General features: G+C 41.2%; 17 protein-coding genes. 7 read left to right on the forward strand and 10 right to left on the reverse strand.

The features are described from left to right. Positions 1-778 precede the first annotated feature (778 nt). Positions 779-2,650, forward strand: a complete 1,872-nt coding sequence (locus ENH88_RS17245; RefSeq protein WP_304184101.1) for a methyl-accepting chemotaxis protein — start codon at positions 779-781, stop codon at positions 2,648-2,650. Between the two features lie 315 nt (positions 2,651-2,965). On the opposite strand, the gene ENH88_RS17250 is transcribed toward ENH88_RS17245, so the two are convergent. Beyond that, positions 2,966-3,871: an NYN domain-containing protein gene (locus tag ENH88_RS17250; RefSeq protein WP_304184102.1), complete on the reverse strand. Its 906-nt coding sequence runs from the start codon at positions 3,869-3,871 to the stop codon at positions 2,966-2,968. 607 nt (positions 3,872-4,478) lie between these two features. Between ENH88_RS17250 and ENH88_RS17255 the strand changes: the two genes are divergently transcribed. Then, entirely contained in the window at positions 4,479-5,513 is a 1,035-nt protein-coding gene (locus ENH88_RS17255) for an IS110 family transposase (RefSeq protein WP_304184103.1), read from the forward strand. Positions 5,514-5,828: 315 nt separating this feature from the next. Here ENH88_RS17255 and ENH88_RS17260 read toward each other — a convergent pair whose 3' ends face one another. From ENH88_RS17260 to gpmM, 4 genes are read right to left on the reverse strand one after another with little or no spacing between them, the layout of a single operon-like run. After that, positions 5,829-6,593, reverse strand: a complete 765-nt coding sequence (locus tag ENH88_RS17260) for a divergent polysaccharide deacetylase family protein (protein ID WP_304184104.1) — start codon at positions 6,591-6,593, stop codon at positions 5,829-5,831. A gap of 41 nt (positions 6,594-6,634) precedes the next feature. Further along, complete coding sequence (locus ENH88_RS17265; RefSeq protein WP_304184105.1) at positions 6,635-7,894, reverse strand: S41 family peptidase; 1,260 nt, start codon at positions 7,892-7,894, stop codon at positions 6,635-6,637. 35 nt (positions 7,895-7,929) lie between these two features. Next, positions 7,930-9,069: a murein hydrolase activator EnvC family protein gene (locus ENH88_RS17270; RefSeq protein WP_304184107.1), complete on the reverse strand. Its 1,140-nt coding sequence runs from the start codon at positions 9,067-9,069 to the stop codon at positions 7,930-7,932. A gap of 3 nt (positions 9,070-9,072) precedes the next feature. Further along, the gene (gpmM, locus tag ENH88_RS17275; protein WP_304184110.1) at positions 9,073-10,617 is read right to left on the reverse strand and encodes a 2,3-bisphosphoglycerate-independent phosphoglycerate mutase; all 1,545 of its coding nucleotides are present in this window, start codon (positions 10,615-10,617) and stop codon (positions 9,073-9,075) included. Positions 10,618-10,817: 200 nt separating this feature from the next. On the opposite strand from gpmM, the gene ENH88_RS17280 reads away from it, so the two are divergent. From ENH88_RS17280 to gpsA, 4 genes are read left to right on the forward strand one after another with little or no spacing between them, the layout of a single operon-like run. Continuing rightward, positions 10,818-11,249: a rhodanese-like domain-containing protein gene (locus ENH88_RS17280; RefSeq protein WP_064665456.1), complete on the forward strand. Its 432-nt coding sequence runs from the start codon at positions 10,818-10,820 to the stop codon at positions 11,247-11,249. Between the two features lie 31 nt (positions 11,250-11,280). Further along, positions 11,281-11,538, forward strand: a complete 258-nt coding sequence (gene grxC, locus ENH88_RS17285) for a glutaredoxin 3 (RefSeq protein ID WP_304184112.1) — start codon at positions 11,281-11,283, stop codon at positions 11,536-11,538. Between the two features lie 38 nt (positions 11,539-11,576). After that, positions 11,577-12,065 carry a protein-export chaperone SecB gene (gene secB / locus ENH88_RS17290; RefSeq protein ID WP_304184116.1) on the forward strand — a complete coding sequence of 163 codons (489 nt, stop codon included), beginning with the start codon at positions 11,577-11,579 and terminating at the stop codon, positions 12,063-12,065. Between the two features lie 3 nt (positions 12,066-12,068). Further along, on the forward strand, positions 12,069-13,076 hold the full coding sequence (gpsA, locus tag ENH88_RS17295; RefSeq protein ID WP_304184118.1) for an NAD(P)H-dependent glycerol-3-phosphate dehydrogenase: 1,008 nt from the start codon (positions 12,069-12,071) through the stop codon (positions 13,074-13,076). Positions 13,077-13,154: 78 nt separating this feature from the next. On the opposite strand, the gene ENH88_RS17300 is transcribed toward gpsA, so the two are convergent. Continuing rightward, on the reverse strand, positions 13,155-16,991 hold the full coding sequence (locus ENH88_RS17300) for an EAL domain-containing protein (protein WP_304184120.1): 3,837 nt from the start codon (positions 16,989-16,991) through the stop codon (positions 13,155-13,157). A gap of 163 nt (positions 16,992-17,154) precedes the next feature. Further along, positions 17,155-17,619 (reverse strand): tRNA (uridine(34)/cytosine(34)/5-carboxymethylaminomethyluridine(34)-2'-O)-methyltransferase TrmL, encoded by a 465-nt coding sequence (gene trmL, locus ENH88_RS17305; protein ID WP_169021215.1) that lies wholly within the window; start codon positions 17,617-17,619, stop codon positions 17,155-17,157. A 108-nt stretch (positions 17,620-17,727) separates the two neighbouring features. On the opposite strand from trmL, the gene ENH88_RS17310 reads away from it, so the two are divergent. Beyond that, positions 17,728-18,639 carry a cation diffusion facilitator family transporter gene (locus ENH88_RS17310; protein ID WP_145235244.1) on the forward strand — a complete coding sequence of 304 codons (912 nt, stop codon included), beginning with the start codon at positions 17,728-17,730 and terminating at the stop codon, positions 18,637-18,639. On the opposite strand, the gene ENH88_RS17315 is transcribed toward ENH88_RS17310, so the two are convergent. The 3 genes from ENH88_RS17315 to ENH88_RS17325 are packed head-to-tail and all read right to left on the reverse strand — an operon-like array spanning position 18,615 to position 21,653. Further along, positions 18,615-19,559, reverse strand: a complete 945-nt coding sequence (locus tag ENH88_RS17315; protein ID WP_182758424.1) for an alpha/beta fold hydrolase — start codon at positions 19,557-19,559, stop codon at positions 18,615-18,617. The two genes, ENH88_RS17310 and ENH88_RS17315, sit on opposite strands and share 25 nt — an antisense overlap. An 11-nt stretch (positions 19,560-19,570) precedes the next feature. After that, a complete protein-coding gene (locus tag ENH88_RS17320; RefSeq protein ID WP_304184125.1) occupies positions 19,571-20,986 on the reverse strand; it encodes an ATP-binding protein in 1,416 nt (471 codons plus the stop codon). Then, entirely contained in the window at positions 20,964-21,653 is a 690-nt protein-coding gene (locus tag ENH88_RS17325; RefSeq protein ID WP_304184126.1) for a response regulator, read from the reverse strand. The genes ENH88_RS17320 and ENH88_RS17325 overlap by 23 nt, the downstream gene beginning before the upstream one ends. Positions 21,654-21,706 lie beyond the last annotated feature (53 nt).

The raw sequence follows: 21,706 nt of genomic DNA on the forward strand, positions 1-21,706 counted from the left end.
GCTTTAAGTCATAAGCTTTAAGTCATAAGCTTTAAGTCATAAGCTTTAAGTCATAAGCTTTAAGTCATAAGCTTTAAGTCATAAGCTTTAAGTCATAAGCTTTAAGTCATAAGCTTTAAGTCATAACTGGCAAACGTGGCCAACTCTATTTTCATTGCCCACTTACAAAATTTTATACAAAAAGAGCTTTAAGTGAATTATTCACAAAGAGGTTTAGAGGCGCTGCGCTTTAGAGATTAACAAAGCATTTTTCTGGTTAGTGCCAAATAGAAAGTGGCACAAGGCAAGACAACCCACCTACTTTGATACCAGTATTGCAAGTGCTGAGGTTGATGGAAAAACGTTACTACTAAAAACTCATGAAGAAGATAAACAGTTGACTAGAAAAATCCTGTTAAACCCTTTCACAGAGGATGATCAGAACAGCAGATCTATAATATCGGTTTCATCCAGAGCGATGGTTTCTTAATCACGGTTTATCATTTTTTTAATGTAGTGATTAGGTAATACAATTATTTTAAATAAAAATATACATGCAGTATTTATACCGTGCTATTTATTTACACTCGTTAGGTTATTAATTTAAGTTTTACATTGAATTAATAATGCTTCTTTTTATATTACCCCTAATTATTTGATTTTAATTTATTTTTCAAATCTTGTATGCGAAAATAAAACAAGGTTGAGATCACTTCTCAATTCATACTCTAAATTAAGCTAACCCCAAGCTGTATTTATCTTCGTTTCTATTTAATTAAAATCAGTATTAGCACTCAATATGAACTCATATTCACTCAAGAAAAAAATATTATTATCGGTTGTTCTCGCGCTGACAATCGTGGTTGTCCTATTGTCATGGTATAGCTACTCCACACAAAAAGCATTATTGTTAAAAAGTAGCGTTGATAGTGTCAGCCTATCGGGTAAGCAACAAGCGGAACGCATTGAAGCATGGTTAGCTGATCGTCAGCGAGTTATTACTTCTGTTGCAGCTAAGATTGAAGATAATACCCTCAATGCACTACAGCAAGCGCAGCGTTCTGGCGATTTTCAGTTAACTTATTATGGCAACAATGATGGCGTAATGATTGACTCAAACCCGAGAATTGACCGTTCAGGGTATGATCCAAGAGCGAGACCTTGGTATCAACAATCACAACAAGCCCGTGAAAGTATTATTACCAAGCCTTATTTAGATGTCGCGTTTAACTTATTAGTGGTAACGATTGCTCAATCTACCCGCGATGGTGTGGTTGGCGGTGATGTATCAATAGCGAGTATTGTTGATAGCGTGAGTAACATGTCATTACCAGCCAATGGTTATGCGATCATGATGCATAACGACGGCACTGTGATTGCTCATCGAGATGCAAGTAAGTTGATGGGTAAAATAACCAATATCGAGGCCAAATTAAATAACCGCCTTATTCAATTAAATGAGCAAACAGGCAAGCTCACCCCAGTGTATTTTTCAGCTGAAGATCGTGAAAAATTATTGTGGAGTGAACAAATTCCTAACACCGATTGGCAACTTGTTTTTGTACTCGACAAACAAACCCTAGAAGCGCCATTACTGAGCCTAATGGTCACTCAGTTAGGATTGGCGAGCTTAGCGCTAATTGTTAGCGTATTAGCTATCTCGTGGCTATTGGGGCTGTTACTTAAACCTCTGAGTCGCGTATCGCAAGCGTTATCACGTATAGCAGCAGGGAATGGCGATTTAACACAGCGTATTAGCGTAGATAGTAAAGATGAAGTCGGGGCATTAGCAGATAGCTTTAACTCTTTTGTGGGTAGTCAACATCAGTTGATCAGTCATATTCGTCAACTGGCGATTGATTTGGATTTAGACGCAGAAAAAAGCCTACTGACAAATCACTCGAGCGTTAATGAATTACAGCGCCAACAGCAAGAAGTCACTATGGTTGCAACCGCGGTTACAGAAATGTCCAGTGCCACCCATGAGATTGCAGCGAATGCTGAAAATACCGCTGCCGCATCGCAGCAATCGGCGCAAAGCAGTATTCAAGGGAAAAGCTTGGTTGATAAAACCAGAACCACGATTAACTCACTAGCCTCTGAAATTGATGAAACCACAGTGGTGATCAGTGAGCTGAGCCTGCATGCACAAGCAATTTCAAGCATTTTAACCACGATTCAAGAGATTGCAGAGCAAACGAATTTACTGGCATTGAATGCTGCAATCGAAGCTGCACGTGCCGGTGAACAAGGCCGTGGTTTTGCCGTTGTCGCCGATGAAGTGCGGGTGTTATCGCATCGTACGCAAAACTCTACCGCAGAGATTTATACCACGATTGAAACGTTGCAAAATACCACTAAAAAAGCGGTTAGCTTGATGGATAGCAGTAAAGGGTTAGCTAATAACAGTGTTAATGATGTCAACGCAGCAGCGCAAGCTTTAGAAGAGATCACTCAAGCAGTGAATGAAATTTCCGACATGGCGGGGCAAATTGCCGTCGCAGCCGAGGAACAAACTCAAGTGACTAACGAAATCACCCGAAACACGGTCGCAATTAAAGATGTCACTGATGAAATCACCTCATCAGCAATGACTCACTTAAGCCAAGCAAAAACACTTAAAGACCGTGCAACTGATCTAAATGAAAAAGTCGCCACCTTTATCCTGTAGTTTTACGTTATAGCTAGTAGGGCGGATACAGTCCTGCTAGCTTCTTTTTAGTTCTAAGTGGTAAGTTTTAAGCCATAAGTGGTAAACGTGGCCACCGCTATTTTTTAGCCCTGTTGCAAAACATTATAAAAAAAGAGCTTTAAGTAAATTATTCACAAAGAGGTTAAGAGGCGCTGCGCTTTAGAGGGATACAAGGCTGACAAAGCATTCGGCAAGTTAGTGGCAGACGTGGGTGGTGGCAATTGATGTCTGAGCCAGTACAAACTACGATCCACTTAATTTCAAATTATTAGATTCTATTGAATCAATTCAGATTTATCGTTTTGATATTTCGACATACCTCTGGGCATAGAGCAACACAATTCTAGCCGAAGCTTCATCATCAAGCATGTTGATTGGCACATCTAACAAATCTGGTAGATCTTCAAATTTTGGTGGTTGCTTTTCCAACCAACGCCAACATTTAGTACGATTTTTTTCTACAGTTAATAGTATTTCAAAAATACCTTCTATGATCTCTGGTTGTCCGTACCAGCCAATAGGTTTAATTGTAGGTTTACGTCCACCTTCAACGGCTCTTGGTAGTTGAGAGCTTTTTAATTCCTCTTCCAAGATATTCTTTCGTGTCCAGTCGGCAAACTTGTCTAATTTTTCGTTTGGCATCCGTACACTGTCTGTTGTAGGTATAACAAGTCCTATCTTAACTTTGTTTAAGGACTGTATTTTTTCAAGGACACGAGACAAATCAGTATCATTTGTGACAAATACTACTTGTTCCAAACTATCATCAGTCATTACATCAAATAATGACTCAACTGCAATATTTACGTCAGTTTGCTTTTCTTCTAACTTCCATATATCAACATACTCACACTCATTCGGGGGCTTTTTAGAGTTGTTTTCATCAACCTTAAAAGCACGTGTTTTATTAATTGCGTAATACCCCTTAATGATTTCAAGTTGAGCTTCTTGCGTATTAAACTGTAATGCTCGATGATAAGTTTGTTGATCTCTAAGAGAGTCTTCAGACATTGCGGCTTTACCGACAATATCTGCTGTAAAGTACTTAATACTTAAATCATTATATGTGTATGGCTGATGAGAAGAGCTTGGTAAAATGTGATTATAAAATAACTTATACAAATCTAACCACTTATGAGGTGTTCGTTTTAAGCAACCGTAATATAAGTTGTATCCATCAATATAAATACGAGTTTTCAAACAAACTTCCTTATTTCAGTTACAAAAAAACCGACACTAAGGTCGGCTTTTTCTCCCTATATTCAGGAGACTCAATGCTGCGCGTGAAAGTAGGGTTAGTTGTTATGTTTAAGTATACACATTTATTTGATTTTAGTGGTCAGACCAGTTGCCTGGCTATTTTTTAGGATTAAATGGTATTAACGTGTTTAAGTATAACGAAATTCTGAAAGGCTAAAATAACACTCTTCATCAAAACAATCCACGACCACCTTTAGAAAAAGGGGGGGAGTAGTTTCAGATAACTGCTTATGACTAACGTGTGTGTAGTGTGTTGTAAGGATACTGGCACGACCAAGTACTTCTTGAATAAGCAATAGATATGCGCATTAATCAACTTGCTCGATAGTAAAGTTATTTAAAAAATGTTGCTGAATGTCTGTTTAATACAAAGCCATCACCCAATTTTATTCTTCCATCGTTGGGTTTCGTTGCTCTCAACCACAACCTACGGTGATTAATTTAACGACGGACGATTCTGTTTTCCTAGAACCTAGATGTATGGACTCCCTCTCCCTGAGGAGGTACGGTTTTAATCCGACAAAAGATTAACCAAAGGAGTCCATACATGAAAGATACTAATATATTGGCTATTGATTTAGCAAAAAATGTTTTTCAAGTCTGCAAGCGAGATCCAAAAGGTAAAATCCTCTTCAACCGAGAGCTTAGCCGAGCAAAGCTAAAAGAGCTGCTTGCTAAGCAGCCACGCTCAGTGGTGGCGATGGAAGCGTGTGGTAGTGCGCAATATTGGGCTAGGCTAGCACGTGCTCTTGGTCACGAAGTCAAAGTCATTTCCGCAAGAACAGTTAAGCCTTTCCAAACTAAGCAAAAAACGGATCGTAATGATGCTTTAGCTATCGCAATCGCCGCTTCTCAAGAGCATATCCATGGTGCTCGTGTGCAATCTGCCGAAGAGCAGGCTCTGCAATCATTGGAGCGAGCTCGTCATTTAGCAAAGACACATCAAATAGCACAGAGTAATCAAATCAGGGGCTTACTTGGAGAGTTTGGTATTATTGTGCCACCAAGCTTATCCCAGCTCCGTAAGCACATTCCTTTTATTCTGGAAGACGCTGAAAATAGCTTGCCTCAGTCTTTTCGTGAAACACTGAATTATTTATGGCAGCACTTGCTACAGCAAATCGAACATGTTGCCATTTTGGAACGCCAGCTCGAAGACGCGGTAAAATATGATACTACCTGTCAAAAGTTGATGAAGTTAGAGGGTGTCGGCCCCATCGGTGCTTTAGGGCTAGCGGTGCGTTTAGGTCAGGGTGAGAATTTTACCAACGGTCGTGAAGCATCAGCAAATATAGGGTTAACGCCAAAGCAACATAGTTCAGGTGGTAAAGAACGTATTGGACATATTTCAAAGCGTAATGCAGATAAGCGACTTCGTTCCACTCTTTTTCAAGGAGCGCCTTCTGTTATCACTCAAGTGAGTAAACGTCCAGCTAGAACAAGCAAAGAGCGTTGGCTACAAGCCTTAGTTGAGAGAAGAGGCAAAAAAATCGCAGCGGTTGCTTTAGCAAACAAAACGGTGAGAACCGCGTATGCGATATTAAAGAATGACACGGAATATCAGCCAATCTCATTGGTTTGATATTCCATGTTGAATCAGCAAAGAGCGATGTAAAGCAGGTAAGACCGACCAATAGAAGCAAGTTAGGTCCAAAGGCACTTTAGATGCCGCTTCCTAGAATTTGCCTATTGGTGCGAGTACATTTTAGGGCGAGGTAGCTCCTCGATAAAGCCCGTATATAAGCACGCATCTATACTTGTTTTTAAAGACAGTTCTTTGTTGATTTACTTAGGGAGTCCATATAAGAACCTAGAACCTTTTCCCTTGCAACTTGTAGCTTTCAACTTAAAATTTACCGCTTACCGCTTACCGCTTACCGCTTACCGCTTACCGCTTTCACCTCGCACTCACTCCTTTGCTCTCTGCCTGCGCGAGCTGTATATATTTACGCTCTACCAGCTGCGATAGCGGCACGAGTTCAAAACCTTGTTGTTCAAGTTCGGGTAGCTTGCGCTGTAAAAATTCGATAGTTTCAGGGTAGGGGTGGGCAATCGCGATGGCGAAGTTGTAACGCTCGGCTTTATATTTTAGTTCGTTGAGGCGAAACTGCAGTTGCTGTTCATTAACGATATTGTCTAAAAATACATGGCGGCCAACATTTTCCACACCATATAAATTAGCCACGTTTTGCGCTTGGCTTAAGCCGGTAGTGCGGCTATCTAAAAAATACAGATTGCGCTTTTTTAGCACTTCCATGGTCCATTTCATGGGCAGGTTTTCTTGGGTAAGCGCTGAGCCCATATGGTTATTCACGCCTTTGACTTGTGGCAGCGTAGCAAGGGCATTGCCGAGTGTATGTTGTAATTGTTGTTTGTTCATATCGCTGGTGAGTGCACCTGGGCCAAGTGCTTTGCTGTTATCGAGTGCTTGCATGGGAATATGCAGCAGTAATTCTTTATCTGATTGACTAGCCAAGCGGGCAAAAATTTGTGAATAGGGGGTATGAGGCAAAATCGAGTACGATATTTTACCGGGTAAATTTAAGGTTTCGAGGTCGCGTTGATGATTGCCAATATCATCGATCACGATGGCTATTTGCTTGCCTGCCGCAACGGCGGGTAAGCTGCAAATAGCCAATAATAGCCAAGCTAGTTTTTTCACGTTTATAATTTTTATTATCTTTTTTTTGTGAGCTAAAACGTTTATTTCATCGTTAATAGCTGCTGCGCTTTTAATAACAGAGGATCGGTTGCGGCTGAATTTGGCCATAACGGATCGTCGCTTCCTTGTTCATTTTTTATTATAACTACTTTATCTATTTGTGAAAGGGTTGATTGATTAATCGCCACGTCGGGGGTCACGCCAATGCCATCAATTGATTGCCCTGATGGGGTAAAGTATTTTGCGGTGGTTAATTTTAATGCCGTATTACCGTTACCAAGTGGGATCAGCGACTGCACTGAGCCTTTGCCAAATGACTGACTACCAATTAACGTGGCGCGGTGGTTGTCTTTTAATGCCGCGGCTAAAATTTCTGCTGCAGAGGCTGAGTTTTCATTGATCAGCACAACAATGGGCGCACCATTTAAAATATCGCCTTTTTTAGCACGGTAATGTTGGTTTGCATCATAGTAGCGCCCTTTGGTGGTGACTATGGTGCCACTGTGTAAAAACAGATCCGATACCGCGACAGCACTTTGTAATGTGCCGCCAGGGTTATCGCGCAGATCAATCACTAAGCCTGTAAGGGCTGCGCCATAATTACTTTGCAGTATTGCTATTTCTCGTGCTACATCATGGAAGGTGTGATTGCTAAAACTATTAATCGCTAAGTAGCCAATTCCAAAACCAGACAAGGAGCTAGTTACGCTCTCTAAGTTAATTTCAGAGCGAGTAAGATTAAAATCAATTGCCTTAACTGCATTGCCGCGTTCAATCGTTAAGATGACAGATGCGGTGCCACTGCTTTTAATCATTTGTGCAACTTGGTTGATGTCTTTATTCATCACCGTTTGCTGATTGATAGCAAGTACCACATCATTTTTTAGGATCCCGGCTATGGCGGCTGGGGAGTTTTTAATGGTGTTGATAATGACAATTTTTTGCTCTTGCTGTTTTACCTCTATGCCAAGTCCTGTATAACGGCCGTTAGTGCTACTAAATAGCGCTTCAAGCTCTTGCTCATCAAGGTACTTAGAATAAGGGTCTAATTGCGCTAGCAAGGCTTCAAATTGCTGGTTGTTTTCGAAACTTTGTTGCAGTGCTAAGTCTTCCACATAATAGGCGTGGATATTAAACAGGATTTCATTTCTTTGCTGGCTTTTTAAATCGCCGACAGTAGTGAGCGCAAAGCTATTAAAACTCAGGCACAAAAAAACACTCACGAGTAATAAATAGCTTATTAGAATGCGATTAACAGCAGAGTGTTGTAACTGCTTGATGTTGAATTGTGTATTTGGCATCAGCTGCTCCCAATGGGGTGCAGCTGTTTAATCACTTAAATGCGTCTGCACCATTTTACAGGATTTACTGCGCGTCCTTTGTGGCGTATTTCAAAGTATAGACCAGAATCTGCTTGTCCGCCGCTTTGTCCAACTAATGCGATGATGTCGCCTTGACGAACCATATCGCCGACGTCTTTTAACAGGGTTTGGGTATGACCGTATAAGCTCATAAAGCCGTCACCATGATCAAGCACAATCACCCAGCCATAGCCTTTTAACCAATCAGCAAATACAACTTGGCCGTTGTGAACACTTTGCACGTTACTGCCTTCTTGCGCGCCAATTAATACGCCTTTCCAGTCAATGCCGCCGTGTTTTCGTTGTCCGAAACTATGTTCTATTTTGCCTTTTGTTGGCCAGTTTAACTTTCCTTTACTGCTCGCTAAGCCGAGTAGTTCAACTTTTTGAGTTTTCTCTTTTTCAAGTTCTTGCAGGGTTGTGACTAAGGTCTTTTCGTTCTCTTTTAGGTAATCAATAGAGTTTTTTGTTGAGCTAAGTTTAGTTTTTAGTTCTTTAATATTGGCTTTACGTTGCTGCTGTGCAGCGATTAGCGCTTGATGGCGAGTGGCTTGCTCTTTATGTAAGGCAACCAAATGGAGTTTGGTTTTTTCAAGTTCAGCTTGCACCGCTTCGATTTCCAGCAGTAAGGCTTTTAACTCTTCAATTTGTTCAATACGTGCTTTGTTAAGATAATTGTAATAACTTAATGCGCGCTCAACCTGCGCGGTGTTTTCTTGATTCAACAGCATTTTTGAGTAGTCATGCCCGCCGGACATATAAGCACTTTTAATTTGTGCGGCAAGTGCTTGTTGCTGTTCTTGGCGTTTTTGCTCAAGCGCGTTAGCTTGTTGCTGTTGCTGTTTTTGTTGTTTTTCGGTATCGCGAATTGATTGCTCAGCAATATTCAGTGCTTTGGCATTTTTAGCGATATCAAGTTCATGCTGTTGCAGGCTTTTTTGTGATTTAGCGATGTCTTTACGCTGGGCGGCCAATTCGGCTTGGCTTTGTTTTAACGCACTTTGAATTTCACTGAGATCTTTTTTAGTACGGTCTTCATTAGCGACAGCCGAAGCTGCCACCAATGAAGACACAATTAATGTACTAACAATGAATTGTTTAACACATCTACGCATAGTTTATTTCAAAGTCATGATCGGTGTGCCAGTCATTTCGCTTGGTTGCTCCATGCCCATTAGGTGTAGCATGGTTGGTGCAACATCGCTTAAGGCTTTGCCTTCGCTTGGGGTTGCATCACGGCCAACATAAATAAATGGCACAGGTTCACTGGTGTGAGCAGTATGAGCTTGGCCTGTAGTTGGGTTTGCCATTTGCTCGGCATTACCATGATCCGCGGTGATCAGCGCTTCGCCACCAAATTCTTGTAATGCAGCAATAACACGACCAATACAATGATCAACCGCTTCACAGGCTTTTACAGCGGCTTCAAACACACCCGAGTGGCCGACCATATCGCCATTTGGATAGTTACAAATAATCGCGTCGTATTTACCGCTTTGAATGGCTGCCACTAGTTTGTCGGTAAGCATTTCTGAATTCATCTCAGGTTGCAAGTCATAGGTAGCAACTTGTGGTGAAGGTATTAGCTCGCGCGTTTCACCTTCGAATTCATTTTCACGTCCGCCGCTGAAGAAAAACGTCACGTGTGCGTATTTTTCGGTTTCAGAAATACGCAGCTGTGTTTTATGGTGTTTTTCAAACCATTCCCCCAATACATTAGTTAAAGGGACGGTGGCGAAAGCTGCTGGTGCGTCGATATCTGCGGCGTATTCGGTCAACATAACAAAGGCACTTAATTTAGGCGCTTTTTTCTTTGCAAAGCCGTCGAAATCTTTATCAACAAATGCGCGGGTCATTTCACGGGCACGGTCGGCTCTAAAGTTTAAGAAAATAACGGTATCGCCATCATTTATTTGTACTGGGTCTTGGCCTTGTGGTGCAATTGCTGTGGCAGCTACGAACTCATCATTTTCATCACGCTCATATGCTGCAGCTAATCCTTCGACTGCGTTAGCGTAATTATGTTGTGCAATACCACTGACCATTAGGTCATAGGCTTGTTCAACACGGTTCCAGCGATTATCGCGGTCCATTGCGTAGTAACGACCAATGATAGAAGCAAGACGACCACAATTTAGTTTGCTAAACAGTGCTTCAATACGCTCAATCGATGTCTTAGCACTGCGTGGCGGGGTATCTCGGCCATCTAAAAATGCATGAAAGTACACTTCTTTAGCGCCGCGAGCCGCTGCTAATTCGATTGCAGCGACAATATGATCTTCATGACTATGCACACCGCCTGGACTTAGTAAGCCCATTAAATGAACGGCTTTACCGGCATTGACGGCTTTATCTATGTTTTCAACTAACACTGGGTTATGGGCAAATTCACCGTCGTCTATTGCTTTAGTTATCCGAGTGAAGTCTTGATAAACCACACGACCTGCGCCTAGATTGACGTGGCCAACTTCTGAGTTACCCATTTGCCCATCAGGAAGACCAACATCTAAACCCGAGCCAGAAATTAGGGTATGCGGGCGAGTGGCCCAAAGTTCATCTAAAACAGGGGTGTTAGCCGCTAAAATTGCATTACTTTGTGCATCTTCACGGTATCCCCAACCATCTAAAATCATTAATACGAGAGGTTTTTTATGCTGTGTCATTTTGGTTCCTGAAAATTAGCTCCTGTTGCAGCTAAGCATACCGTGTTTTGTAGTTATGATCAGCAATCAAAGCTGCATATTAAAATATTTCACTCTCTGGTAATTTCTAATCAAGCACGTATACTTGCGTGGCTAGGGCATTGCCCTTACGTTTAACCCCAGCGCCAAAGGCGCGGGACAATTTTCATAGTGGAAGACGCATGGATCAATATATTGAATTTGTCGGTAATCATCCGATATTAAGTTTAGCGTGGGTTGCTTTGGTTGCACTCATTGTCGGCGGTTGGTTTAAAAGTAAGTTTTCAGCAATTCGTCAAATAAACCCGCAGCAATTAACGTTACTCATTAACCGTGAAGACGGTTTAGTTGTAGATATACGTGCCCAAAAAGAATTTAATAATGGTCGTATTGCAGGCGCTGAGCACCTTAGCCCTGAAAAAGCAAAACAATCTGACTTCTCAAGCCTTGAAAAGTCGAAGAGTAAACCCATTATATTGGTATGCACCACAGGCATGACTGCCTCAGGTATCGCAACTGCCATGCATAAAGCTGGTTTTGAATCAGTGTATGTGTTGTCTGGCGGTATGGGGGCATGGCAAAGTGCCGGTCTACCAACGACAACAGGTCGCTAATTAATTTAGTTAGGCCGCTAGAGGAATTGTTATGAGTAAGGTTGTTCTTTACACCAAAGCGTATTGTCCTTTTTGCCAGCGAGCATTGGCATTGCTAACCAGTAAAGGTGTGCAATTTAAGAATATAGATATCGGTGTACAGCCTGAATTACGCGATGAAATGATCGCCAAAGCAGGCGGCGCGAGCACAGTACCGCAAATCTTTATTAATGATGAGCATATCGGCGGCTGTGACGACATGATGGCAATTGAAGCCCAAGGCAAGCTTGACGCAAAGTTAAACGCTTAAGTATTTATTATAAAAACGATTAAAAGTTAGGAATTATCATGAACGAAGAAAATCAGAACGTAGCAGCACAACAAGAAACTGGCGCACAATTTACTATTCAACGTATTTACACAAAAGACGTGTCTTTTGAAACGCCTAATTCACCTGCTATTTTCCAAAAAGAATGGACACCAGAAGTTAAGCTTGACCTTGATACACGTTCAAACAAATTAGACGAAGGTGTGTTTGAAGTTGTTTTAGCATTGACAGTTACAGCGTCAATTGGCGAAGAAACTGCATTCTTATGTGAAATTCAACAAGCGGGTATTTTCACCATCGCTGAAGTTGAAGAAGTACAACTTGCACACATGCTAGGCGCATTCTGCCCGAATGTACTGTTCCCATATGCGCGTGAAGCGGTATCTAACTTAGTTAACCGTGGTACGTTCCCACAGCTTAACCTTGCACCTGTTAACTTTGACGCGTTATTCGCGCAATACATGCAGCAACGTGCAGCGCAAGCTGAACAGGCAACTGCAGACGCTTAATTGATGAATACAGTCAATTCAGCTGTTACAGTATTAGGGGCGGGGTCTTATGGCACCGCCCTTGCTATTTGTTTAGCCCGAAACGGTCACACTGTGACGCTTTGGGGGCGCAATAGCGATGACGTTGCTACGCTTGCAGCTGAGCGGAAAAATCAACGTTACCTACCAGACGTCACTTTCCCTGATACTTTACACCTTGAAGCCGACTTACATACTGCGGTGACTGCAAGCCAAGTAATTTTGGTTGTGGTACCAAGCCATGCATTTGGCGATACATTACAGCAAATTAAGCCTTCATTACTTGATGGTGCGCAAGTTGCGTGGGCGACCAAAGGCTTAGAGCCAGATACCGGTCGATTACTGCAAGAAGTTGCCCAGCAAGAACTCGGCGATGATGTGCCGCTGGCTGTGGTATCAGGTCCTACCTTCGCCAAAGAAATGGCAATGGGGTTACCTACAGCTATTTCAGTGTCGTCAACATCAACAACCTTTGCAAAACAGCTCGCTGATTTACTGCATTGCGGTCGCTCATTTCGGGTCTATAACAATAATGATTTTATTGGTATTCAACTCGGTGGTGCGGTTAAAAATGTGATTGCGATTGGTGCAGGTATGTCTGATGGTTTTGGTTTTGGTGCTAATGCTAGAACTGCCCTTATCACCCGTGGTTTAGCTGAACTATGCCGGTTAGGTTGTGCACTGGGCGCGAAATCTGAAACCTTTATGGGTATGGCCGGTCTTGGTGATTTGATCCTCACCTGTACAGACAATCAGTCTCGTAACCGTCGTTTTGGTTTAGCACTGGGTAAAGGTGAAGGTGTTGAGCAGGCGATAGCATCAATTGGTCAAGTGGTAGAAGGTTACCGCAACACCAAAGAAGTCTATTTACTTGCACAACGTACCGGTATTGAAATGCCGATCACCGAGCAAATCTATCAGGTACTTTATGAAAATAAAGATGTGAAAGAAGCGGCGATGGCGTTATTAGGTCGCGAGCAAAAATCAGAATAATTTTTATACCCAAACCACCTCAAGATGCAGTAGTCAGCGTTGTGTCAATCATTACGCTGACCACAGCTAAAATTTAGGTTACTCATTGCTCGAGCTAGATTGTTTGTTCTGGTTATTTTTTGCAATAAAAGTAGCCACTTTATCAGCATGAAGCGGGCGGCTATAATAATAACCTTGCATGGTATTACAACCCATAATATGCAGCATGTAAGCCTGCTCTTTCGTTTCAACTCCTTCGGCAACTACATCTATTTTTAGGTATTTCGCCAGGCGAATAATGGTCGCGGTGATATTACGGTCCTGTTCGCTATCAATGATGTCTTTAATAAAAGAGCGGTCTATTTTTAACGTATCGATAGGAAAACGCTTTAAATAACCAAGTGATGAATGCCCAGTGCCAAAGTCATCTAACGCAATAGTAAAGCCAAGCGCTTTTAGGCGGTTCATTTGCTGCTGTGCAAATTCGGGGTTATCCATCATGGCACTTTCGGTGATTTCCAGCTCTACACAGCGCGCTGGTACATCGTAGTGTGTTAAGCATTCGGTGAGCGTTTCTATTAAGCTATTTTGCTGAAAATGCAGTGCAGAAATATTAATTGCCACTTTACCAAAACCGACCCGTTCATTACGCCATAATTCGAGCTGTTTAAATAACTGCTTCATTAATAATAAAGTCAGAGGAATGATCGCGCCATTTTGTTCGGCCAACGGTATAAATTCAGCTGGGCTAATAAGGCTGCCATCAGCTTGTGGCCAACGAACTAATGCCTCAAAACCATGGATTTGGTTTTTATCAGCATTATATTTTACTTGATAAAATAATTGAAAATCTTGATGTTCAATGGCTCTAAATAGCGCACTTTCTTTACTGAGTTCATTTGAGTCTATGGTGTGTTTAGATTTATCAAAAAACTGATAGTTGTTATGGCCCACTTTTTTTGCGTGGTTAAGCGCACTGTTGGCGCTGCGCATCAGTGCCTCGCTGCTATAGCCGTTTTCAGGGTACACGGCTATGCCACAACAGGCTGAAATAAAGCTTTCTATACCATCAAGTATAAACGGTGTTTGAAACTGTTTAAGGATATTATCAGCAAGCTTTTTAGCGAAAAAGATGGTCATTCCTGAATATAAATAAGGCGGCACCAAAATCGCAAATTCATCGCCCCCTAAGCGGGCGAGTGTATAGCCAGAATCAAGGTTGCGGGAGAGTCTACCTGCCACCTCTTTTAGTAACTCATCACCAATTGCGTGACCGAGAGATTCATTGATTTTATTGAAGTTATCTAAATCGATAAAAATAATCAGCAAGTCAGGGAAGTTGTTGTTACAGCTGTTAATTGCTTTATTAACCGATTCAATAAAAATAGTACGGTTAGACAGCCCAGTAACAGCATCTCGGGTGGTTAGTTTTAACATTGCACGTTCATTGTTTTTGCGTGCGGTTACATCTGAAAATAAACCAATATAATGTGCGCTACTGTTACGCAAGTTAGGCGTTTTTACTTTGGTAATCGACAGATCTAGTGCATAAGGTTGGCCGTCTTTGCGTAAATTCCAAATTTCTCCGGACCAATAACCATCGGTCTCTAAATCATTATGGATGAGGCTTTCTAGTTTTTTATCGCGGCCATTTACAGTTAAGGCTTTTGGTTTTTTACCCACAACATCTGCCAAAGTGAATCCACAAATTGTTGTAAATGCTTGGTTTATATTTGTTATTTGAAAATGTTCATTGGCAATCCAAATCGCATCTTTTGATTGCGCCATTAGTGCGTTAGCTAAATTGTGTTTCGCAGCGCTTTTTAATTTATAAATAATTAGCAGCAGTAACAGAGCAAAAATAATCGTTAAAATTACATAGTTGAACCAGTTGGGAAAGTTAAAAGCGGTTTGTTTGATCGTTAACACTAACGGCTCGCTACTTACTTGATTAAGGTTTTTAACTTCCAGGTAAATATTTTTTTTATTACTCGCCAGTGACAACATAGATTGCGTGCTTGGCAGGGATTGCCAAAGCCCATTGGGGTCAAGCCGATAAGAGAGCCGCATGGGTAAATTGCTATTACTAGTGAACCACACAGATATGCCTTGCAGCGGTTGCTGCGCATTCACGGCATTTGTTGCTAAGTGATAATAGTGTTGGTCACTTTCTTGATAGTGCAAGGTTAGGTGACTGACTGAAAATAAACTATTTTGCGGTATTGCTTGTGTGGCATGTACTTCTAATAACGTACTGCCGTTATCTGCGAACAGCAGCATTACTTTGTCACGGTAGCTTACGGTAAATAGTGCCTCTGGCAGTTGTTCATGAGTAATTGAATCAGCGATATTTGCGGCCATGCTGTGAGTGGCATTTTCAACCCATATGTTAGTACTTGGCTTGTAGAGCTTTATTGCTTGGGAATCGACTATCCATAGTGCATTTAGCGGGGCTTCATAAATGGCTGAAGTGTCAAACACACTGACTTTATGAAACTGTATGCTTTTTGTTGTTTGTGCAAAGTTTTCAGATGTTTGCCATAACCCGTTATTTGTCGCAAGCCAAAGCCTTGATGAGTTGCGTTGATAATAAATATCTTTGATCTCGCCAAGGGATTCAGTTTGCAGCGCTATTGCTGTGACTTGTTGCTTGGCAATGTAATACAACTGCTGGCCATCACTTGCTAAATACTGCTCATCACTGAGGGTTGTTAAAGCGCTAATGTTGCTAATTGGCAGTGTGAGATTTTGTTGTTGAGTTGCAAAATCATAATTGATTAATTGTTTGTTGGTTGCTATCCACAATGTTGTTGGTGCTGTGAAATGCAGCATGTTTACTTGCTCTTGCAGCAATAAATTAAATGTTTGGTTGCGGGCACTGTATAAATATAATCCGCTGGCGGTTGTAATTGCCCACTTATCATCGCGTAAATAGTTAATACCGAGTACTTTTTTATCCTCAGTAAAGCTCGCTATCTGCGCCAGCATTTTAAAGTATTGCTGTATTCTGGGAGTTGGGCTATTGGTGATCGGCGTGGCAATAATTTGCATTGCAGGAAGTTTTAACCAATTTTTACTCGTCGTTTGTAACCACAATTGTTGATTGTTTTGCTTCATTGATAAAAACCGAGCAGGAGAATTATAAAATAAAGGTTTGCTGTTTTTGGTTGTTAAATCATATTTATAAGCTTGATTATCATGTAAGTAGTAAAGTTGCTCTTGAAAGTAAGTTAGTTTTTGCACCGGTGTGTGGTTGAGTTTTATTGTTTCTAATGACTGAGTGTTATTGAATAGATAATGTTGTTCATTACTGGTGCTGATAAGCAGTGCTGGAGATGTTTGGCTTGGGCTTAACTGGCTAATTTCTGTAGGTGCAGTGAGCTGGGATATAATCGTATTACTGGCAATATCAAAGCGACTGGCTAAATTCCCGCCTGAATGCAGCCATAGGCTGTTATTAAACCCTAATGTAAGTTCGACTATTTGCTCAGAAAAAGCGAATACAGCATGCAGCTGTTGATCTTTTATTGTGTAAATCTGGCCTAAGTACAAAAAATAAAAGCCGTGATCTGTAGTAAATATTTGCTGCGTTAAGGAGGTATCGGTTAGTTGAATGAGTTGATTGTTTATTAAGTTTATTAAACTTAATCCTTGCTCAGTATTAATTAATAACCATGATTTATAAGTGGCTACCTGTAAAATATCACGCGTTGCAAATGACGAAAAGGGAGGCGTTTGGCCACTAAAAAGGTGGGCTGAGTCGTAGTTAAATAAGCCTTTCTCAGTGGCGAGCCAAAACGCGTTACTCGGGCTTTGAGTAAAATCATTAATAGCGGGTATCGAAAGCTCGTTGGCGTTTAATTCAGCTACACTCGCGTTTACATTAATAATAAATAACATGCTGATAAAGCAGCATGTTTTAAGTATAAACCGCATTGCAATCCATTGAATAAGTTTAAAAAGAACTTATTTAGAATAGTGCAGGAATAGATAAAGTGCGAATCGACGTGAGTGAAATTTATTGTATTGCGCGCAATTGAATTTGTAAGGCAATCAGTGGCTAAAACGCCTAACGAAGTAGGCGCTTTATTTGTATGGTTTACTGGGCGTTAGGAAAGCCTAATTGCCGCCATGATTCATAAACAAACACTGCCACTGCATTGGATAAGTTCATGCTTCTACTGTTAGCTTGCATTGGAATACGCACGCGTTGTTCATTTGGTAATGATTGAATTAAATCATCTGGTAAGCCACGAGTTTCTGGACCAAATACCAAACAGTCACCCGCTTCGTAACTTGCTTGGTGATGGAATTGGCTGCCCTTAGTGGTGCACGCGTAGACTTTTTTTGGCTGACATTTTTCAAGATATGCTGCAAACGAGGCATGGCGTTGCACATGGCTAAATTCATGGTAATCAAGGCCCGCTCTTTTTACGCGCTTATCGTCCCACTCAAAGCCCAAAGGCTCGATTAAATGCAAAGCATAGCCCGTATTTGCACACAGGCGAATAATATTCCCTGTGTTAGGTGGAATTTCAGGTTGGTATAAAACGATATCAAGCATAACGAGCCTTATTGGTGATCTACATTTTGACGTTCGAGAGTATACACGAAACAGATAAAAAAAATGATATACTCATTTTAAGTAAACACTTTAAGCATAGGCAAAAACGTGCATCAGCGCAGTTATGAGTTTTGGGTAAAAACAGCAAGTGTGGTCACTATGGTGATGGTGAGTTTAATGATTGCTGCTAAATGTTGGGCATGGCTTGCGTCTGGCTCTGCCTCTATGCTCGGATCACTCACCGATTCTTTGATGGATATTACCGCTTCAGCAATGAGTTTTATGGTGCTCTTTTATGCACTGCGCCCAGCTGATGACGATCATCGTTTTGGTCATGGTAAAGCCGAAGCCTTGGCGGGTTTAGGGCAAGCGGCATTTATTGCAGGCTCTGGCTGTTTATTGGCGTTTCATGGTATAGAGCGATTATTTAATCCTGTGGTACTAAGTCATTCAATGCTCGGGGTATGGGTTAGTCTATTTGCGATTGCTTGCACCTTAGTGGTGGTTTATGTACAAACTCAAGTCATTAAGCACACCGAGTCAATTGCAGTTAAAGCAGACTCTGTGCATTACAAAGGTGATATAATTTTAAATGCAGCAGTACTGCTGGCCATACTGCTTGCGCAAAATGATATGCTGTACGCGGATCCTATTTTTGCCATTGGCGTTGCGGGTTATTTGCTTTATAACAGTTGGGATATTGCTAGGCAAAGCGCTGACCATTTAATGGATAAAGAGCTACCTGAGGACGAAAAAGCCAGTATTATATCAATCGCTAACAGCCATAACGATGTATTTGGCGTACATGACGTACGCACGCGACAAGGTGGTAAAGTTAAGTTTATTCAAATGCATTTAGAGCTTGAAGATCAACTTCCCTTGATCCGTGCTCATTATGTAGCGGATGAAGTAGTGGCGATGATCCAACAAGAATTTAATTGTGAAATGGATATTTTGATCCATCAAGATCCAATGTCATTGAGTAATAGCCGCGCTCAAGTTAATGAATCACAAAACTGATAAAAACGGCTAAGCACAGCTTTGCGAATGGTGTCTTGTTCAAATAGTAACTCGTGCTTAGCATTCGCAAATGTTTGTAAAATAGCATTACTTTGACGGTGAACTAAGGCTAATTGGGCTTGGTTATCAACCACAGTATCATTCTCAGCACTGGCTACAAAAAGTGGAATCGATAGCTGTTGTTTTTCAAGAGTTGCCATAAAGCCAAAAGCTTCATTCAACCAGCCGTAAGTCACCCCGCCTAATTGTAGCGCGCTATCCGTTTGGTAGGTTTGTCTAAATAAATCATAGCGAGTTTCGCTACTGGTAAGGTCATTCTGTGCGAATTCATCAGGCAGGTAATCTGCTTGGCCAAACGCATAGTGTTTATTAAAACCAAACAAACAGGCAGCACGGGCGGCAAGTTTAGCCAGTGGTTTGGGAGTACCTTTAGTGAAAATATCAAACATGGGCGAAGACAAAAATACCCCACTGTAGTTATGTTCAAACCGGGTCAGGAAATCAAAGGCAATCGCGCCGCCCATTGAATGCCCTAGGATGACTTTTTTGCCTTGGTAGAGTTTACTGACAATTAGACGGTCAAACAGTGCTAAATCATCAGCATAATCACTAAATTTATTAACAAAACCTTTATGAGGATTGGCTAAAGCGCGATAAGAACGGCCTTGTCCTTGATGATCAATAATAAACACCGCATAGTTATTTTTATATAACTCCCAGATTAGCTCTTGGTATTTATCTAATCCTTCAATACGTCCAGAGCAAATAACAATAGCGGCTTTGGCATGCTCAGGTATCACATAGCCATAATATAAATCGCCATTATCGGTAGTCAGCTGCGCTTTGTGCAACTGCTGCTGAAAAAACTGCGTTATCTCAGGTTGTTGGGTAAGTAAGTTTTGCTCTGTGCTGTAAAACATAATGGCCATGATTATTTTTGTTTATCCAGAGGTAAGGCGATACGCACACATAACCCGCTTGGTTGTTTATTATGCAGCGTTAAACTGCCAGAATGGGCGACAATTGCATTTTTAGCAATCGCTAAGCCAAGTCCTGTGCCGCCGCTAGTTCTGTCTCGTGCATCAGATTGGCGGAAAAAAGGCTCACATAATTTGCCTAAATTTTGCGGTTCGACGCCCGGCCCATCATCACTGATCTCTATATAAATAGCATCGCTTAAACTCAATGTTAGGGTGATTGTTTGCTCTGCATATTTTATTGCGTTGCGTAAAACATTCTCTAGCGCACTGGCAATGAGACTCTCGTCACAATAAATATCAACATTGAGTTGACCATTTATAATTAATTGCTTATTGGTCTGTTTAGCTTCAAATTGCGCATCATTCAAAACATGATCAATAATGATCTGTAAGGATTGTTGATGCAGCGATAGCGCCTGACTTTTCGCCTCTAAGCGCGATACTTGCAGCACATCAGCGATCATTTTATCGAGCTGATTTGCTTCTTTTTCAATGCGTAATAAATAGGTTTGGTTTTCTTCTGGGGTCTGCATTTGCGCAAGACCCGTAGCCATTTTAAGGCGAGTTAGGGGGGAACGCAACTCGTGAGATATATCAGCCAATAAGCGCTTTTGTGCAGAAATCAGTTGCTCTAACTGACTTGCCATACTATTAAAGTCGCGGCCAAGTACGCCCAGTTCATCTTGCCTGTTTGGATCAATTTCAGCGCGCGCGGTTAAATCGCCGTCAGAGAGCTTAATTGCAGCTTGCTTTAAGTGATTAATAGGAGCAATTAGGTTACGACTAAATATAAAACTTAAAGTTAATGAAGCTAGTAAAGCAATGATCACTTTTAGCCAAATCGGCATCAGCTTTAACCGTATAAAAAAAGGTGGTTGATGATTCTCATCAATTTCGTATAGGTAAAATTGCCCCTCAGGAAGGTTTATTTTTATCGGTCCGAATGCTTGATAATACTCGGTAAAAATAATTTGTGGCGGCATGTTTTTAGTGAAATTAAGTAAACTTAAATCAATCTCACTTGATGGTACTCTGCTACTGATAGAATGATCTGGCTGATCTGAATTTAAATATAGTAACTTTTGTTTTGCAAGCCGCGGATGAGTTAAAATTTCGGCAATCGATTTATTATGTTTGACTACCATACGTTCGATGCCTTTGGCCGTGTATTGCAAGTTTTTCTGCATGGGCCCATGTAAGTTCTCATAACTGACTTGATTGGTCGCAATGTTACTTAAAAACACCAATGCAGTTATGGTGCCTATTACTGTTAGCCAAAACCACACAAAAATTTTAAAAAATAAAAAGTGTTTGGGGTGCTTAAGCCAAGCTAAACGAGTTTTGCTATTCTCCTTGGATAAAGACATAACCCGTTCCTCGCATGGTTTTAATACGTTCAGCACTATTAAATTCGGCAATTTTTTTGCGAATATTACTGACATGCATATCAATAGAGCGGTCAAAAGAAGCCAAACGTCTGCCTAGCACTTGTTCACTGATTTGTTCTTTACTGACCACTTCACCCGCATGTTTAACTAATAAGGCCAATACTTCATATTCAGTACCGGTTAGCCTCAATGGGTGTTCATCAACAGATGCTTCACGGGCCGCTAAATTGATAATGATATTATTCACACTGAGTTTATTAGAACTGTTATTGGTTAAACTGGTAATGTGTTCAATACGACGAGTAATCGCTTTAACCCGTGCGAGTAATTCACGATGATTAAATGGTTTAGGAATGTAATCATCAGCCCCTAGTTCAAGGCCAAAAATACGGTCAAAGTCTTCACCTTTGGCGGTTAGCATGATCACCGGCGTTAACTTTTTTTGCCTAAGTTGTTTAAGTACTTCAAAGCCATCGAGTTTTGGTAACATTACATCGAGTAAAATTAATGCATATTCTCGCTCAAGCGCTTGTTTTAAACCTTGCTCGCCATCGTGGGCAGATTCTATTTGAAACCCTTGCGCAATTAAGTACTCCGAGAGTAACTCACATAAACCGGTATCATCATCAATCATTAATAGTTTCATTTGCTCACCTTAACCACGCTGGAATAACTTCATTTTACGCCTTAACGCACTTA

This window comes from Pseudoalteromonas prydzensis (assembly GCF_011050055.1).
In the GTDB taxonomy this organism is placed as follows: Bacteria; Pseudomonadota; Gammaproteobacteria; order Enterobacterales; family Alteromonadaceae; genus Pseudoalteromonas; species Pseudoalteromonas prydzensis_A.

Bases quoted from the DNA above. Each gene is read 5' to 3' on its own strand.
- ENH88_RS17245 (WP_304184101.1), top strand. From the start codon at position 779: ATGAACTCATATTCACTCAAGAAAAAAATATTATTATCGGTTGTTCTC.
- ENH88_RS17255 (WP_304184103.1), top strand. From the start codon at position 4,479: ATGAAAGATACTAATATATTGGCTATTGATTTAGCAAAAAATGTTTTT.
- ENH88_RS17265 (WP_304184105.1), bottom strand. From the start codon at position 7,894: ATGCCAAATACACAATTCAACATCAAGCAGTTACAACACTCTGCTGTT.
- ENH88_RS17270 (WP_304184107.1), bottom strand. From the start codon at position 9,069: ATGCGTAGATGTGTTAAACAATTCATTGTTAGTACATTAATTGTGTCT.
- gpmM (WP_304184110.1), bottom strand. From the start codon at position 10,617: ATGACACAGCATAAAAAACCTCTCGTATTAATGATTTTAGATGGTTGG.
- ENH88_RS17280 (WP_064665456.1), top strand. From the start codon at position 10,818: ATGGATCAATATATTGAATTTGTCGGTAATCATCCGATATTAAGTTTA.
- grxC (WP_304184112.1), top strand. From the start codon at position 11,281: ATGAGTAAGGTTGTTCTTTACACCAAAGCGTATTGTCCTTTTTGCCAG.
- secB (WP_304184116.1), top strand. From the start codon at position 11,577: ATGAACGAAGAAAATCAGAACGTAGCAGCACAACAAGAAACTGGCGCA.
- gpsA (WP_304184118.1), top strand. From the start codon at position 12,069: ATGAATACAGTCAATTCAGCTGTTACAGTATTAGGGGCGGGGTCTTAT.
- ENH88_RS17300 (WP_304184120.1), bottom strand. From the start codon at position 16,991: ATGCGGTTTATACTTAAAACATGCTGCTTTATCAGCATGTTATTTATT.
- trmL (WP_169021215.1), bottom strand. From the start codon at position 17,619: ATGCTTGATATCGTTTTATACCAACCTGAAATTCCACCTAACACAGGG.
- ENH88_RS17315 (WP_182758424.1), bottom strand. From the start codon at position 19,559: ATGTTTTACAGCACAGAGCAAAACTTACTTACCCAACAACCTGAGATA.
- ENH88_RS17320 (WP_304184125.1), bottom strand. From the start codon at position 20,986: ATGTCTTTATCCAAGGAGAATAGCAAAACTCGTTTAGCTTGGCTTAAG.
- ENH88_RS17325 (WP_304184126.1), bottom strand. From the start codon at position 21,653: ATGAAACTATTAATGATTGATGATGATACCGGTTTATGTGAGTTACTC.